Source organism: Haloferax sulfurifontis ATCC BAA-897 (assembly GCF_000337835.1).
Lineage (GTDB): Archaea > Halobacteriota > Halobacteria > Halobacteriales > Haloferacaceae > Haloferax > Haloferax denitrificans.
Window position 1 is genome coordinate 113,565 of the sequence record NZ_AOLM01000027.1, and the last position, 16,007, is coordinate 129,571.

Here is a 16,007-nt window from a genome sequence, read left to right on the forward strand (position 1 = left end):
CTTTGTGAAGTCGAAAAACTGATATCAGAGATCCGACATTCTGAGATTGTGTCTACTCTTCTATCTGTTTTCGCAGTGTCGATATGAGAAAAACAACTGGTTCAGATATCACATCCGTAGTCGCTTAAGAGGACAATACCTTCTGCTCAGAAACAGAATCACTCACAGAAACAGAAAGTAATCCAGCACTTCAGAGTAGACTTTGTAGTCCCGTAACAGAACGGTTTCCACTACTAATCCGAAGAAGTACAACTCTCTCATCAATTATTCATTTCCAATATGTTCGTAGTCGTATCTGTCTTGGGCGGTGTTTTCATCAGCACCCAGTTAGTTTCAGACACGACCGCGACGGCCGAGTCCGCTCGGCGGAGAGACCCACAAAACGGCGGACGACGCCGTCACCGATCGAACGCGTCCGAGCGGTCGAGGAGCTCCGAGACCGACCGTCCGGCGGATTCGACGACGTCGAGCGTCACGCGTCTGGCCTCGTACGGTTCGACGATCGCGCCGGGGCCGCCGACGGTCAGCCGTTCGGTGCCGTCGTCGACGGTGAACGAGTTCTCGATGGGAATCGAGTTCGTCGTCGGTTTCACGAGCCCCTGTGTGATGTCGGTAATCGTCCCGGTGCGCGTTTCGAACGCCTCGTTCGAGTCCGCCGGTCTGAGTTCGAGCTCCGCGACGAGCGTGTAGCCGCGTTTCTGATACCGGGTCGCCGCGAAGATGGCGTGTCGGAAGCGGTCGTACGTCGCCGGAAGCTCGTCGGGTTCGTGGAGGTAAATCTCCTCGGCGAGCGGCCAGTAGTTGCCGAGGAACGACCCCACGAGCGCGGGCGACAGGCGGTCTTCGGTGAAGCTGATCGCCTGGTGGTTCGACCCCCGACCCATGACGAACTCCGGCGGGGAAAACAGCCCGTGAGTCCGGTCGACGCAGACGAGCATCGGACCGCCGTCGGCCCAGTAGCGGACGACACTGCCGAGTCCCTGCAACGCCGACTCGGAGACGGCGTCGTCCCCGTGGCCGTTGGCGAGGACGAGCGTGAGCACCCCGCGGTCGACGGCGGCCGCCAGCTCGGACGCGAGGTCCGGAAGCAACGACGCCGGCACCGACACGTTGACCTCGTTTTCGGCCTGCTGTACCAGCGATGCGATGCGCTTTTTGACGGTGGACTTGGATTTGATGACCTCGTAGCGACGGTCCTCGCCGGGGTCGGGGTTGTGAATGGCTTCGAGTTGCGTTTCGAGTGAGGACAACTGGTTCGAGAGCTGTCTGACGACGACCGCCGGGTCGACGGCGCGAATCGTCGTCGGCGTCTCGTGGTCGTTGACCTCGACGAGTCCGCGGTCCTCGAACTCCCCGAGGACGTTGTAGACGTAGCGCTTGGACACGCCGGCGCGCTGGGCGAGGTCGCTCGCTTTCGCCTCGCCCTGTTCCAAGAGCGCGACGTACGTGTCGACCTCCTTGTCGGAGAAGCCGAACGCCTTCAGCCGTTCGCGAACGCTTGGTTCATCGATGGTCACTACCCCGCCTTTCGGGACGAGCGATAATTGAACTGTTCGTTGGTGACAGGACTACGAGCGACGCGGCCGGCGGCGATGGTTCGACGGGGGCGGTTCGAACGGCCCCGCGAGGGGGGCTACTCTTCGGTGTCGTAGGACTCGCCGACCGCCGACGGCACGCGCGTGTAGCCGACGCCGACGAGGACGACGAGGACGGCGACGTAGGGGAACAGCCCGGTGATGCTCCCCGGAAGCGAGATGCCGATGGTCTGCAGTTGAATCTGGAGCATGTCCATCGCCCCGAACAGGAGCGACGCGCCGTAGGTCCCGAGCGGGTTGTAGTTGCCGAAGAGGTACGCGACGATGGCGATCCAGCCGCGGCCGTCGACCATCGTCACGCCGGTGCCGGTGAACCCGCTCCCGATGCCGATAGACAGGACCGCGCCGCCCAGGCCGGCCATGACGCCGGAGAAGATGACCGTCGCGTAGCGGACGCGGTTGACGTCGATGCCGGCGGTGTCGAGCGCCTCGGGGTTCTCGCCGGCCGCCTGGACCCAGTAGCCGTAGCGCGTCCGAAACAGGACGACCCAGGCCGCGACGGCGACAACGATGGTCAGCAAGACGAGCGGCGAGGCGTCGAAGAACAGCCGTCCGAGGACCGGAATCTCGGCGAGGACGGGCACGGAAACCGCGTCGATGTTCGGGAGCGAGGGGCTGGAGACGCCGCCCCACAGCACGGTGGCGGCGAACGGCCCGAAGCCGAGCCCGATGAACCAGACGGCGAGGCCGGCGACGATCTGGTTGGCCTCGTACCGAATCAACAGGACGGCGAACAGCGTCGCCAGCACGCCGGAGACGAGCGCGACCGCGACGAAGGCAACCCAGAGGTGTGCCTGCGTGATACCTTCGCCGCCCGCGAGGAGCCAGGCGACCGCGGCACCGACGAGCGCGCCGAATATCATGAACCCCTCAAGCCCGATGTTGAACACGCCGCTTTTCTCCGCGTACAGGCCGCCGATGGCCGCGAGCGCGATGGGCGTCGCCGCCTGTAAGGCGCGTTCGAGCGCGCCGACCGTCACGAGGTCCGACCCCGGGAGGTCGGTGAAAAGCAGGAGCGCGATGACGGCGACGAGCCCCCCGAGGACGCCCAACAGCGCCCGGCGGTCGTCGACGAGCGCGCGAGCGGTGCTCATTCGCGGTCACCCCCGAGCGAGGTGTACCGTCCCGCCGCGCGGAACAGCTCCGGCGCGGCGACGAACAGGACGATGAGCCCGATGACGCCGTCGACGAGTTCGCTCGGCACGTCGAGCGTGAAGCCGATGTACTGGCCGCCGGCGTCGAGGCCGCCGAACAGCAGGCCGGCGGGAATCACGCCGAGCGGGTTGTTCGCCGCGAGGAGGCTCACGGCGATGGCATCGAAGCCGAACGTGGGGAACGTGCTGGGGTCGCTGTAGTAGCCGAGAATCATGATCGCGAAGAGCGCGCCGGCGAGACCGGCGATCATCCCGGAGATGGTCATCGTCCGGACGATCATCCGCTTGGGGTCGACGCCGGAGTACTTGGCGGCGGGCTCCTGGTAGCCGCTCGTGACGAGGTCGTAGCCGAAGCCGGTCCGGTCCATCACCAGATAGACGACGGCGACCGTCAGGAGCGCCACCCCGAGGCCGAGGATGGAAAACGACGGGCTCTCGAAGACGAGCCCGGGAAGCCCGACGTAGTCGGGGAACTGTTCGGTGTTCGGCGCGGCGGCACCCTCCGGGCGGAGGTACGCGTCGAGCAGGAAGTAGACGACGCCCGAGGCGATGAAGTTCAGCATGATGGTCGTGATGACCTCGTTCGCGCCGGCGTACGCCTTCATCATCCCCGGGAGCGCCCCGTACGCGCCGCCGGCCGCCAGCGCCAACAGCGCGGCCAGCGCCATCAGCGGAATCGCGGAAATAGACGAGTTCGGGAGCAACGGCGCGGCGAACAGGATACCGAGGGTGGCCGCGAAGCCGCCGACGACGAACTGGCCCTGCACGCCGATGTTGAACACGCCCGCGCGGAACGCGACCGCGACCGCGACGCCCGTCAGAATCAGCATCGACGACTGCCGGAGCATGAACGCGAGGTTCGAGGCGTTCCCGACCGCGCCGTAGACGAGCGACGAGACGAACTCGACGGCGTCGTACCCCGAGGCGGCGACGATGACCGCGCCGATGAGCAACGCGAGCGCGGTGGCGACGAGCGCGATGACGACGCGTTCGAGCACCGACGCGTCGAGCATGTGGTCGGCGATGCGGTCCGCGAGAGACCGGACGCCGGTCGCGGCGTCGCTCACGCGTCGCCCTCCACGCCGCTCGCCGCGCGTTCGGTGCCGTCCCGAGCCCGCCCGGCCATCAGTAAGCCGAGTTCCTCTTCGGTCACGTCGTCGGGGTCGACGGTGTCGACGACCGACCCCTCGTACATGACCGCCGTGCGGTCCGAGAGCTTCTGGACCTCGTCGAGTTTCGACGAGACGAGGAGGATGGCGACACCCTCCTCCCGCATGTCCTGGAACCGCTGGTGGATGAACTCTATCAAGCCGATGTCGACGCCGCGGGTCGGGTGGGCGGCGACGAGCACCGACGGGTCGCGTTCGAGCTCGCGGCCGACGATGAACTTCTGTTGGTTCCCGCCCGAGAGCGATTTCGCGGTCGCCTCGGGGTTCCGCGGGCGCACGTCGTACTCGTCGATGATCTCGTCGGCGTGGTCGCCGATTCGCCCCCAGTCGAGAAACAGGCCGTCGGAGAAGGCGTCCATCGTCTGGTTGCTCAAAAGCGCGTTCCTGACGAGCGTGTAGTCCTGGACGAGGCCCTCTTCGAGCCGGTCGCCGGGGACGTACGAGATGCCGTCTTCGATGCGGCGGCGGCGAGACAGCTCGGTGATGTCGCGCCCCTGAAGCGAGACCGTGCCCCGCTCCGGGGTTCGCATCCCGGTGATGGCCTCGATGAGCTCCTGTTGGCCGTTGCCCTCGACGCCGGCGATGCCGAGAATCTCACCTTCCCGCACGGTGAGGCTCACGTCGCGGACCTGTTCGAGCCCGCGCTCGTCGCGGACGGTCACGCCGTCGACGGTGAGCGCGACCTCGCCGGGCGTTCGGTCCGCCGAGTCGACGTCGAAAAGCACCTCGCGGCCGACCATCATGCGGGCGAGTTCGTTCTGCGAGGTCGCCGAGGCGTCGACCGTCCCGACGGCGCTCCCGTCCCGAAGGACGGTGATGTCGTCGGCGGCGTGCATCGCCTCGTCCAGCTTGTGGGTGATGAAGATGAGCGACCGCCCGTCGGCGGTGAGCGCCTCCATCACGTCGAACAGCCCCTCGACCTCTTGGGGCGTCAACACGGCCGTCGGCTCGTCGAGGATGAGCGTGTCGGCGCCCCGATAGAGGCTCTTGACGATTTCGACGTGCTGTTGGATGCCGAGCCCGAGCTCCTCGATTGGCGTGTCGAGATGCTCGTCGACGGAGAAGCCGTAGGTATCGCAGATTTCGGTGATGCGACGGCGGGCCGCCTGCTCGTCGACGAGTCCCCGAGTCGAGGGCTCGTGACCGAGCACGACGTTCTGGAGGACGGTCATGTTGTCGACGAGCTGGAAGTGCTGGTGAATCATCCCGATGCCCGCCGCGATGGCGTCTCTGGGCGAGTCGAACGAGCGGGGCTCGCCGTCGACGGCGATAGTCCCCTCGTTCGGGTCGTACAGGCCGTACAGGACGTTCATCAGGGTCGTCTTGCCCGCGCCGTTCTCCCCGATGACGGCGTGAATCGACCCGCGGTCGAGCGCGAGGTCGACGCTGTCGTTGGCGACGACGTCGCCGAAGCGCTTCGTGATGTCCGTGAGCTGAACTGCTGGTGCGGTCGTGTCTGTCATGGGTTGGAGTCTACGCTGTCAGTAAAAACCCTGCGAGGTGGTGCCATGGCGGCGTCGCTAGCAACCGCTGGCGCTACACGGCACGGTGACGTCGCCGTTGATGATGGCTTCTCTCGCCGCTTCGAGGTTCTCCGTGACCACGTCCGGAAGCTCGCCGCCGACCGCCTGCCCTAAGACGACGCGGACGGCCTCCTCTTCGAGACCGAGGATGTTCGCGCCCTGCACCGCCGACCAGTTGTCCTGAACGGTGGCCTCCGCGACCTCGTAGGTCCCCTCGTTGATGTACTTCACCGCAGAGCCCATGATGACGTCCTCGTACTCGGGGAGCGTGACGGACTGGTCCGCGTCGACGCCGATGGCGAAGCGGTTCGCGTCCTGCGCCGCCTGGAACACGCCCTGTCCCGCCGCCGCCGCGGCGTGGTAGACGATGTCCGCGCCGGCGTCGTACTGCGAGGTTGCGATGTTGTTGGCGGTCTGCGTGTCGGTGTAGTTCCCGATGTAGCCGACGGTGACGTCGACGTTCTCGTCGACCCACTCGACGCCCGCCCGGTAGGAGCGCTCGAAGGCGTTGATGAGCGAGCCGTCGACGCCGCCGACGAACCCGACGGTGGACGTCTCGGGGTCGAGCGAGTTCCCCTCGTAGGAGAGTTCGCGGGTCGTCATCGTCCCCGCCAGCACGCCCGCCTGGAACGACATCTGGTGGTTCGCCCACGTGTAGCCAGCGACGTTCGGCTGGTCGATGGAGTCGTTTATCAGCATCCAGTTCTGGTCCGGATACGCCTCGGCGTTCGTCTGGAGCGCCTGCGTGTGGTTGTAGCTGACGAGCACGACGAGGTCGTAGTCGGGGTTCGTGCTCTCGGCGAGCCGAGACTGAACCGTCTGGTAGTTCGACTGGTTCGTCTCCTCGACCTGCTGAATCTCGATGTCGTACTCCTCGGCCGCCGTCTGAAGCCCCTGAAGCGCGAGGTCGTTGAACGCTTGGTCGCCGAAACCGGCCGGACTGGAGACGATAGCGACGTTCGTCGTCTCGCCGTCCGACCCGCCGCTTTCGGTCGTCTCGCCGCTGGTCTCCGAGTCGTCGCCGCCGCCGTCGTCCGCGGCGGCTGTCGTGGTCTCTTCGGAGTCGTCCCCCGAGAGACAGCCCGCGACCCCTGCTATCGCCGCGAGGCTGATTCCCGATTTGAGAACGTCGCGGCGCTCGACGCCGCGTCGCGTTTCCCGAGTCCCTGTCTCGTCTGCCGAATCGCCTGCACCAGTGTCCCTTGTTGTCATTGTGTTGCCTCAGACTCACTCAATCCTGAGTAACATAAATAATTATGCGCTATTTTCGCATGGTAAACGGGTGAGACGAAAGTGTGAGATATTCGTTTATCGCACGTCCGCCCGTAAACGGACGAGGGTCGTACAGACCCGGACGCGCACGGGACCGTTCGGCGTCCGCTCGACCTAGTTTCCGAACGCGACTGGGCGACAATTCACCGAATCGTCAATTTAGACCGGGGGATTAATGACAATCACACGCAAAAGATTCGGAGATGACCTACGAGAACCTCGATTCCGACCTCATCAACGCGCTCCTCGAAGACGGGCGGCGCAGTCTCCGGAGCCTCGCCGAAGAACTCGACGTGTCGGTGACGACCGTCTCGAACCACCTGCGAGACCTCGAAGACGAGGGAATCATCGAGGGCTACACGCCCCGGGTCGACTACGACGCGCTGGGCTACGACGTGACCGCGGTCATGCACCTCAAAGTAGAGGGGAGCGCCCTCTCGGAGGTCACCGAACTGCTCGCCGACGAGCCGCAGATGGTCTCGGTGTACGAAGTCACCGGTGACTACGACGTGCTCGCGGTCGGGAAGTTCAGGAACACCGACGACATGAACCGCCAGATCAAGGCGCTGTTGAGCGAGGCCCCGATTCGGGAGTCGAACACGAGCGTCGTCCTCAACGCGGTCTCCGAAAACGAGCAGTTCAGACTCGGCGACGAGGACGCCTGAGGCGGCTCAGTCGACGCGGAACTCGAACCGCGCACCGCCTTCGGACCCCTCCGAGACCGTCACCTCCCAGCCGTGTGTGGCCGCGACCTGCGAGACGATGTTCAGGCCGAAGCCGGTCCCCTGCGGCGACGTGGTGTAGCCGGCTTCGAACACGGTGTCGCGGTCCTCCGGAGGGATTCCCACGCCGTCGTCTTCGACGAAGAACCCGCGGTCGGTCTCGCCGACAGTGACGGTCACACCGCCGTCGGCGGAACCGCGTTCGGCGGCGTCACCAGACGCGGTCCGGTTGCCCGTCGAGCCGTGCTCGACGGCGTCGTCGGACTCCGTCCGGCGGCCTGTAGAACCGTGTTCCACAGCGTTCCGAAACAGGTTTTCGAGGAGTTGCTGGAGTTGGTCGCGGTCAGCGTCGACGACGGTGTCGGTCTCGACGGCCAACGTCGCGCCGTCGGTCACCACGTTCTGCCAGCACGTCCGCGCGAGGTCGGACAGCGCGACCGGTTCGACCGTCATGGCGTCGTCGCCGTCTCGGGCGAGCACGAGCAGGTCGCTGATGAGGTCGTCCATGCGGTCCAGCGCGCGGTCGATATCGTCGATGTGATGGCTGTCGCAGTCGTCTCCGAGGAGTTCGAGCCGGCCCACCGCGACCTGCAGTGGGTTGCGGAGGTCGTGACTCACGACGCTCGTAAAGCGGTCGAGTCGCTCGTTCTGCTCGACGAGTTCGGCCTCGCGCGCCTTCTGCTCGCTGATGTCGCGAATCATCGCGACGAACAGGTCCTCCCCGGCGAGGTTGAGCTGGATGAGGTGCACCTCGGTGGGGAACGTCGTGCCGTCGCGGCGTTCGAGCGCGCCTTCGAACCGCTGTGGCTCGTTCGTCGGGAGGTCCGCCCAGAACGACTCCGAGCGGTCCCGTTCGGAAGAGGGGTCGAGGTCCCAGACGGTCTTGCCGACGAGTTCCGACTCGCTGTAACCCAGTTCCTCGCACATCCGCTGGTTCACGTCTTGGATGGTGCCGTCGTCTTCGTGGACGACGACGAGGTCCGGCGAGTGTTCGAACAGGGCTTCGAGTCGCGCGGTGTTCGAACGCAAGAGCTCCTCGTAGGTCTTCCGCGGCGTGATGTCGTCTTGGAAGCCGACGAAGAACTCGACCGCGCCGTCGTCGTCGAAGATGGGCGCGACGCGCACGCGGTTCCAGAACTCGGTGCCGTCCTTGCGGTAGTTCAGTAGCTCGGTCGTCACGGGCCTGCGCTCTTCGACCGCCGACCGGAGTTCGGCGACGGCCGCCTCGTCCGTCCGCTCGCCCTGCAGGAACCGACAGTTCCGCCCCATCACCTCCTCGATTCGGTAGCCCGTGAGGTCGGCGAACTGCTCGTTGGCGTAGACGATGGGGTTGTCCGCCGCGTGGGGGTCGGTGAGGACGATTCCGACGGGCGCTTCGTCCATCGCTCGTTCCCTGACCGACAGGCGCGTCTCGAGCGTCTCGCTCCGCGGCGTCCGAGCGGTCCGGGTGCGCTCGACGGCGTTCTCGATACGGGTGGCCAGGAGTCGGTACTGGGTCGCGTCGTCGCCCTTCCGGAGGTACTCGGTCGCGCCCGCGGAGAACGCCTCGTCCGCGACCTCCTCGCGGCCCCGCTCGGTAAAGAGAATAAACGGCAGGTCGGGGAACTCGTCGCGGACCCGCGACAACACGTCGAAGCCGTCGAGGTCGGGCATGTCGTAGTCGCAGACGACGCAGTCGAACGCCGCGTCGCCGCTCCGAATCCGGTCGAGCGCGGCCCGCGGGTCCGACTCGGTATGGACCGTAAGTCGCCCGCACTCGCGTTCCAGTTGCGCCGCGGCGCGCGCCGCGAAGTCGCGGTCGTCTTCGACGTAGAGAACGTCGATAGACGCCGACACCGAGAGCGAACGCGACGCGTCACGAGACGGGTCCATACGCGGCGGAACATGACGCCACGAGACTATAATGGTGATGCTAAACGAAGACGTGCCGCAGTCACGGCCGCGTCAGAATCCCGTCTGACGAGATTCCGTCAAGCGAGACGTGCGCGTCGGTACGACGAGAGCCGCGCGCCCGTCGGTACGGGACCGCGCACTACTGGTTCGCGCGCTTGCGAGTCCGGCGACGGGGGAACGCGGATTCGGGAGGCGAACGCGGGAACAATAAAAACGCATCGAGTGGTTCGTAACCAGAGCCCTTATAATTTTGAATCCGCTTTCAAACGGTGATGACAACTCCCGACGAATCCGAACCCAACACGCCATCGCGGCTCGCCCGCGCCCTCTTCGCGAGCGGCCTCGCCGTCCTGGCGATTCGCAACCTGACCGACCTCGACGGCCGCATCGCCTACGCGGAGGCGAAGGGCGTCCCCGAGGCGGACCGCCTCGTCCCCGCCGCGAGCGGCCTGCTCCTCGGTGGGAGTATCGGCATCGGCCTCTGGAAGCTCCCCAAGCTCGCCTCCGCGAGCGTCGCGGCGTTCTTCGCCGGCGTCACGCCGACGATGCACGACTTCTGGGCCGTCGACGACGACGCCCGCGACGAGGAACTCACGTCGTTCCTCCAGAACCTGACGCTGTTCGGCGCGGCGCTCGCGTTCTTCAAGCGCGCCTCGGACGAGTAACGACGGACCGACACACAACCCCTGTTCTGCGGTCACACATCGATTGCGTCATCGCCCCTCGCTTCAGCCTCGCGTCTGAGCGTGTAGAGATTGAGCAGTCCGACGATGACCCACCCGGCCGCGATGAGCGGTGAGTCGTCGACGAGCCAGTACACCGCATAGAAGAACGCGGCGAGGACGAGGAACTGTTGGAGGCGGGCGCGTCGAGACACGAGTCCAGAGACGCTCGCCACGGTCGTAGTTCTTGTTCGCGTCGGGGACACCCCACCGTTTCCAGTATATCGGCGGTGCCCCCGAGCATCACGTCAAGACGGGGGCGCGTCGTCGGCGTCGACCGGGCGATGGAAGCCGACGAAGAACTCGACCGCGCCGTCGTCGTCCCGAATCGGGCGAACGTCGAGGCGGTTCCGGAAGGGCTCGCCGTCGGCGTCGTAAGTGCGAATCTCCGTGGATATCAGCTCGCCGGCCTCGACGGCCGCCCGAATCTCGGCGACCGCCTCCGGGTCCGTCTCGGGACCGTAGAGGAACCGACAGTTGCGCCCCGTCACCGACTCGGCGTCGTAGCCCGTGAGCGTCTCGAACGCCTCGTTGAGATAGACGACGGGGTCGTCGGGTAGCGAGGGGTCGATGGCGGCGATGCCGACGTCGACGGCGTCGAGCACCCGGTCTTTCAGTTCGACTTCCGCCCGGAGCGTGTCGATTTCGGTGAGTTCCCGAACGATACAGACGTGTCCCCCGTCGTCCATCTGCGTCAGCACGAGGCGTTCCGGAACCGGCTCGCCGCCCTTGGTGAGGCCGGTCGAAAAACCCCGCCACGACCCCTCGGCTTCGAGTTGCGGGAGGATTTCGTCGTGGAACCGCCGGGCCTCGTCGTCCGGGTAGAGGATGGCCCAGTGTTCGCCGATGAGTTCGGTCCGGTCGCGGTCGTAGAGCGCGGCGTACGCCTCGTTGAGGTACTGGTAGACGCCGTCGCCGTCGATGATGCCGATTCCCTCCTCGGCCGATTCGATCGCGAGAAAGCCGCGTCGCATGTGCGTCTCGGCCCAGTACTTCTCGACGAGGTTCGAGACCTTGTTCGCCAAGACGGGATACTCCTCGGGACCGCCCTTCTGGAGGTACTCGTCGACGCCGGCGGAGATGGCGCGACTCGCGATCTCCTCGCTCCCCTTGCCGGTAAAGAGGACGAACGGGAGCTCGATGCCCCGCTCGCGCGCCGCCGTCAGGAGTTCGAGCCCGTCCATCCCCGGCATGTCGTAGTCGCTGACGATACAGTCGTACTCCCCGCCGACGAGTTCGTCGAGCGCCGACCCGGGGTCGGTGTGCGTCGCCGTCTCGACGTCGTCGAGTTCGCGTTCGAGAAAGGTCGCGGACAGCTCCACCATCGCCTCGTTATCGTCGACCAACAGGATTCGCATCGCACGTCGCTCCGCGCTGAACGGAGCGATACCGTGGAGTGGAGACACGTCCATACGTCTGTAGCGTCGCTTCAAGGCATAAAAACAGCTCGGGCGTCGGTCATCTGCGACGACCGAGCGACCCGGACGAGCCCAAGCCACTCGACTCGCTGTCGGAAGGCGAGCGAGCGGACGCCTGTATAGAATATATATTACTAGAGGACACCGACAGCAATAAACTATATGCGATGTGACACAGTTGACATCAACATATGGAAGTGGCCAGGAACGTCCGAGAGCTCGCGGCGGTTCTCGAACAGGTTACGGAGACGACCGGAGCGGTCTGCGAGCTCGAGTTGGCGAGCGGGAGGGACTCGGCCGTTGACGGTGCCGTGGCTTCGGTCACCGTCGAGTACGACCTCTCGTCGGAGTGCGCGGTCGACCCGGACCGGCTCTCCGTCTCGTCGCCGTCGGCGTCGGTCACAGATGGCCGGCTTCGGCTCGGACTCGACGTGGCGCTCGCACCCCCGGCGAGCGGCGACGCCGACCCGCAATCGGCGTCGGCCGGCCGCACCGCCGAGCGCGACTCCGGATCGACCAAGCCGACCGAACCGACCGAGCCGACGGTCGCCCGAGCCGACGGTTCCGGGACGCACGACGCGGCGGGTGGCGCCCCCGTCGGGGCCGGCGTGTCGCCACCGACGATGGAGTCCGCAATCTCGACGGGGAGCGACGGAACACCGAAGGGTGACCGACCTGCATCCGCGTCGAGGGGCGACGCCACCGAAGCCGAGACCGAGACGAGCGCGGACGCCAGCACGACGACGGAGCCGGCGGTGGACGCGGACGCAAAAGCGGACACGGATGCGGAGCCGGAGCCGGAGCGCGACGCGGTCCCGGCGCATCACGACCCGGTTCGGCTTCGGGAGGTCTACGAGACCTGCGAGACGTTCAAGGAGATGACCGCCGCTCTCGGGGTCGACGTGACCTCGCAGACGGTCCGCAACCAGATGATTCGACGCGGGATTCACGAGCCGGAGTCCTACGGACAGTCGACCGAGACGACGGCTTCGAGCGGGACAAGCGACGCGGGCGACGGGGCGCGGACACCGGAGCCGCGCGTCGCTGACGACGAGAGTTCGGCCGGGGCAGACCCGCCAGCCGAGGCGAGAGGCGAGGCGGCCGCCGACCCGACGGGGCCGGTTGACCTCCCGCCGCTTCCCGCGTCGGTGGCCTCGCTCGACTGCTCGACCGAAGACGTGTGTGCGGCCGTCGCGGGTGCGAAGACGCTGTACGAAGTCGAGCGCCGCCTCGGACTCGACCGCGCCGAGGTCCGCGACGTCCTGACTGCGCTCGACCTCCTCGACCTCGTCACCGGACGGATGGCCCGGCGCGACCGGTCGGCGGCGAGTCCCGCCGACGTTCGAACGCGAGTGCGCGCCGCGTTCGACGGAGAGTCCGAGTGAACCTTCCAAGTGAACCGGCCGGACGACCACCGGCGCGGCGGGAGGAGCGTCTCGTCCGCGACGGCCGACGCCGGAAGCGACGCCGAACTACCCCGAAAGACGACCGAATACCTCTGCTCGCAGAGTATGGCTGATATTTGATAGTTCTCGCTGTGCGGCCGTGACGCGCTCCGCAACTCGGCCGGAAGCGCGGTCACCGGCGTCAGTGAGTGCGCCCGAGAGGCACATTCAGTCGGGCTGACCAGCACGTTCGACACCCGGCCGCGTGCCGTCCGGAACCCACGAGCACGCGGTGCGGATACGGCTCGAACGGCACACGGCTCGAACGGCACGAAACCGGACACTGGCAGACGTTTCGCGTTGACCCATTCGGCCGCCGAGAACGTCCATCTCTCGTCGCTGTTCCCGAGGTCGTCGCAGAACGTCTCCCGTCCGTATTCGCCGGCCTCGGCGGCCGAGTGGTGAGTTCTGAGAACGAACTCCTGCATCGGTGACCGCCCGACCACGAAGCGGGACCCCGCACGCGACGCCGGACGCCTCTTCGGGAAACTCTCGGGTGAGCGCCGGTGTGTCTCCGTCCATCCGATTCAGCCGGGTCGGCGACCCTCTCTTCGAGGTTTTACATTCAGATGATAGTTTTATTGACCTATCGCGTTAGTAATACTTTTCGGGACGCGGCTTCCGACCGAGTATTGTGTTTTCGCGCACAGCGCCACGGACAGTTTTCACAGCCTCACTATTCACAGCCTCACTATAACGTAGGTACTAGCGTTATACTCTATCCGCGACACTCCCCCTAGTGCGTTGCTCTGCTTGGGGTCGGACGCGATGCGGCGCGGGGACTGATCGAGCGCCAACTGACAGAACTGCCCGCCGACGCCCACGTAGTCGCGGGTTCGCGGGGAAGACGCACGGACTCGCGGGAGTCTGTGTCGAATCTTTATCCGTGTGGGCGTCTAGCAGGGAGGTATGAACGGCCCGGACACCGCGGACGAAACGAGCTTCTATTTCGACTACGAGCTACAGGTCGATGCAACCCGCGACGCCGTAGCGAAGCTCGCTCGTGAGGTCCTCCAGTACGAGTGGGCCGACTACCTCCGCGCGTCGCCGCCGGCGGGCGCACACGCGTGGCACGCCCTCGACTCGGGGCGACCGTGGGGCCGCGTCACCCCCGCGGCGTGGGAGCGCGGCCGCGACAGCGGCTACGACCTCCACTTCGAGCACTACCCGACGCCGCGCGCCCTCCAGCGCGGGCAGTTCCGGCTCGAACTCCACCTCGAAGACGGCGTCCACGGCGACGCCGACTTCTCCGGCGACTCGCCGTACGCGGCGCTCCGCGAGCGGCTCGTCGCGGCGCTCGACGAGCTGCGCGACGAACACGACGACCTCCCGGCCGGCAAGTTCGGCACCGGGCGGACGCTCTGGCGGGTCGACTCCCGCTTCCTCGCGGGCGACACCGTCGCCTACTACGAGGCGCTCCGCGAGGCGCTGTCGGCGCACGACCCGTTCGTCGACGCCGTGGCGGCCGTTCTCGACGACGAACTGCCCGACGCCGACCCGTTCGAGCGCGACTGACGCGCCGGGGCGACCGCAGACTCGCGGGCCGCGTCGAATCACGCGAGTACCGACCGAGAGTGGTGCCGCACCCGAGAGGGGCGCGTCCGGTTCCCCCGACTGCTGTCTTTAGGACGCGCGGGTCCGTCAGAGCGACACCGACCGGTGTGAAGGCAACCACAACAGAAAGTGCACAATCCACCCGACAATACCACTATATAGTCACATTTGAACGATAATTCTCGATGACTGCGAAAGAATTATACTCGATACCGCCCGTTAGTGAAACGATGGCACAAGCAATCGAGGTCGCCCCGCACGTAATCACGGAGGGGTCGACCATCCGGCATTCGACGCTGTGTACGGAACAGACGGTGGTGGAGATCGAAGACGAGACCGTCCGGACGACGTACGACGACGAGGAGTTCGTCTACCCGCGCGAACAGCTCGCGGTCGACCTCTCGGTCGGTCGGTTCGAAGTCGTCTCCTGACCCCGCTTCGGGACGGCGCGGGCCGCCGTCTCGGTTTTCGTCGTCGCTCACGGTTCCCGTACTCGGGTCTTCCCGGCCCGCTCGCGGTCCCCGTTTTCGTCGCGCTCGACGGGTTCGCTTCTCGCCGGACGCTCCGCGAGCGCCCGCGCCGACACGCGTCTGAAACGCGGACAGTTCGACTGCCAGTACTATTTTTATCGCCCACGGAAATCTCCGGGCGTGTCCTCCGCAGACCCTCCGCGCTCGCCGGGTACGCTCGCCGTGAGCGCCAAAGAGACCGGCCAGTCGCTGTACGAACGGGCGTACAACACCCTGCTGACGGGGGTGGCGATTATGATTCCCATCGTCATCACACTGTACGTCCTGCGCGTCGGCATCGACTTCGTCAGAAACGCCCTCGAACCGTTCATCGAACTCCTGCGCTGGGCGGGCGTCATCAGCCGCTTCGAGAGCGTCGAGTTCATCAGCCTCCTCATCGACCTCGGCGTCTACTCGTTCGTCGTCGACTTCTTCACCGAGTTGGTGGCGCTACTCGTCCTCTTCGGCATCGTCGCGGTCGTGGGGACCGTCGGCCGCAACCAGTACGGCGAGAAAATCATCGGCGCGTTCGACCTCGTGATTTCGTCGATTCCGGGCGTCGGGACGGTGTACAAGAGCTTCCGCCGCATGGGCGACGTGGTCCTCGACGAGGGGGCCGACGAGTTCCAGGACGTGAAACTCGTCCAGTGTTTCGACGACGACGTGTACGTACTGGGCTTCCAGACGGGGGGTTCGCCCGCGACCATCGAGCAGTCGACCGGCCACGGCGAGATGGTCTCGATGTTCCTCCCGCTCGCGCCGAACCCCGTCACCGGCGGCCTGCTCACCTACATCCCCGCCGACGACGTGTACGACATCGACATGACCGTCGAGGAGGGCGTCCGGAGCATCCTCACGAGCGGCGTCGCCACCGACGAGGACTCGGACGCGCTGGGCGTGAACATGTCCGAACTCCGCGGCACCGAGCGGTTACAGGACATCCGCGAATCGATGATTACGACCGACCAGAAGCGGGACGACGACTGATCGCAGAGGAGTCGAACGGGGCGCGTCGCGTTTTCGAGGCCGTT

At 66.0% G+C, this 16,007-nt stretch carries 14 protein-coding genes; 6 read left to right on the forward strand and 8 right to left on the reverse strand.

Annotated features, from left to right (window positions below; all coding sequences use genetic code 11):
• Window positions 1-398 precede the first annotated feature (398 nt).
• The 5 genes from C441_RS16030 to C441_RS16050 form a co-directional block, all read right to left on the reverse strand.
• Window positions 399-1,517 carry a TrmB family transcriptional regulator gene (locus C441_RS16030; RefSeq protein WP_007276035.1) on the reverse strand — a complete coding sequence of 373 codons (1,119 nt, stop codon included), beginning with the start codon at window positions 1,515-1,517 and terminating at the stop codon, window positions 399-401.
• A 116-nt stretch (window positions 1,518-1,633) separates the two neighbouring features.
• On the reverse strand, window positions 1,634-2,689 hold the full coding sequence (locus tag C441_RS16035; protein ID WP_007276036.1) for an ABC transporter permease: 1,056 nt from the start codon (window positions 2,687-2,689) through the stop codon (window positions 1,634-1,636).
• The gene (locus tag C441_RS16040; protein ID WP_007276037.1) at window positions 2,686-3,816 is read right to left on the reverse strand and encodes an ABC transporter permease; all 1,131 of its coding nucleotides are present in this window, start codon (window positions 3,814-3,816) and stop codon (window positions 2,686-2,688) included. Before C441_RS16040 ends, C441_RS16035 begins: the two co-directional genes overlap by 4 nt.
• Window positions 3,813-5,381: an ABC transporter ATP-binding protein gene (locus C441_RS16045; RefSeq protein WP_007276038.1), complete on the reverse strand. Its 1,569-nt coding sequence runs from the start codon at window positions 5,379-5,381 to the stop codon at window positions 3,813-3,815. The genes C441_RS16040 and C441_RS16045 overlap by 4 nt, the downstream gene beginning before the upstream one ends.
• Window positions 5,382-5,438: 57 nt before the next feature.
• Window positions 5,439-6,653 carry a BMP family lipoprotein gene (locus C441_RS16050; protein ID WP_007276039.1) on the reverse strand — a complete coding sequence of 405 codons (1,215 nt, stop codon included), beginning with the start codon at window positions 6,651-6,653 and terminating at the stop codon, window positions 5,439-5,441.
• A gap of 263 nt (window positions 6,654-6,916) precedes the next feature.
• On the opposite strand from C441_RS16050, the gene lrp reads away from it, so the two are divergent.
• Complete coding sequence (lrp, locus tag C441_RS16055) at window positions 6,917-7,378, forward strand: HTH-type transcriptional regulator Lrp (RefSeq protein WP_007276040.1); 462 nt, start codon at window positions 6,917-6,919, stop codon at window positions 7,376-7,378.
• 6 nt (window positions 7,379-7,384) lie between these two features.
• Here lrp and C441_RS16060 read toward each other — a convergent pair whose 3' ends face one another.
• On the reverse strand, window positions 7,385-9,307 hold the full coding sequence (locus tag C441_RS16060; RefSeq protein ID WP_007276041.1) for a PAS domain S-box protein: 1,923 nt from the start codon (window positions 9,305-9,307) through the stop codon (window positions 7,385-7,387).
• A 293-nt stretch (window positions 9,308-9,600) separates the two neighbouring features.
• Between C441_RS16060 and C441_RS16065 the strand changes: the two genes are divergently transcribed.
• On the forward strand, window positions 9,601-9,993 hold the full coding sequence (locus tag C441_RS16065) for a hypothetical protein (protein ID WP_004967305.1): 393 nt from the start codon (window positions 9,601-9,603) through the stop codon (window positions 9,991-9,993).
• Window positions 9,994-10,025: 32 nt separating this feature from the next.
• Here C441_RS16065 and C441_RS16070 read toward each other — a convergent pair whose 3' ends face one another.
• Together C441_RS16070 and C441_RS16075 are read right to left on the reverse strand one after the other, a co-directional pair.
• Window positions 10,026-10,205: a hypothetical protein gene (locus C441_RS16070; RefSeq protein WP_049920648.1), complete on the reverse strand. Its 180-nt coding sequence runs from the start codon at window positions 10,203-10,205 to the stop codon at window positions 10,026-10,028.
• Window positions 10,206-10,298: 93 nt separating this feature from the next.
• The gene (locus C441_RS16075) at window positions 10,299-11,462 is read right to left on the reverse strand and encodes a PAS domain-containing protein (protein ID WP_049920649.1); all 1,164 of its coding nucleotides are present in this window, start codon (window positions 11,460-11,462) and stop codon (window positions 10,299-10,301) included.
• A gap of 197 nt (window positions 11,463-11,659) precedes the next feature.
• Between C441_RS16075 and C441_RS16080 the strand changes: the two genes are divergently transcribed.
• The 4 genes from C441_RS16080 to C441_RS16095 all read left to right on the forward strand — a co-directional run bounded on the left by C441_RS16080 (window position 11,660) and on the right by C441_RS16095 (window position 15,963).
• Complete coding sequence (locus C441_RS16080) at window positions 11,660-12,853, forward strand: hypothetical protein (RefSeq protein WP_007276044.1); 1,194 nt, start codon at window positions 11,660-11,662, stop codon at window positions 12,851-12,853.
• Between the two features lie 969 nt (window positions 12,854-13,822).
• The gene (locus tag C441_RS16085) at window positions 13,823-14,428 is read left to right on the forward strand and encodes a hypothetical protein (protein ID WP_007276045.1); all 606 of its coding nucleotides are present in this window, start codon (window positions 13,823-13,825) and stop codon (window positions 14,426-14,428) included.
• Between the two features lie 269 nt (window positions 14,429-14,697).
• On the forward strand, window positions 14,698-14,898 hold the full coding sequence (locus C441_RS16090) for a hypothetical protein (protein WP_007276046.1): 201 nt from the start codon (window positions 14,698-14,700) through the stop codon (window positions 14,896-14,898).
• A 261-nt stretch (window positions 14,899-15,159) separates the two neighbouring features.
• Window positions 15,160-15,963, forward strand: coding sequence for a DUF502 domain-containing protein (locus C441_RS16095; protein ID WP_007276047.1), 804 nt, complete (start codon window positions 15,160-15,162; stop codon window positions 15,961-15,963).
• The last annotated feature ends 44 nt before the right edge of the window (window positions 15,964-16,007 follow it).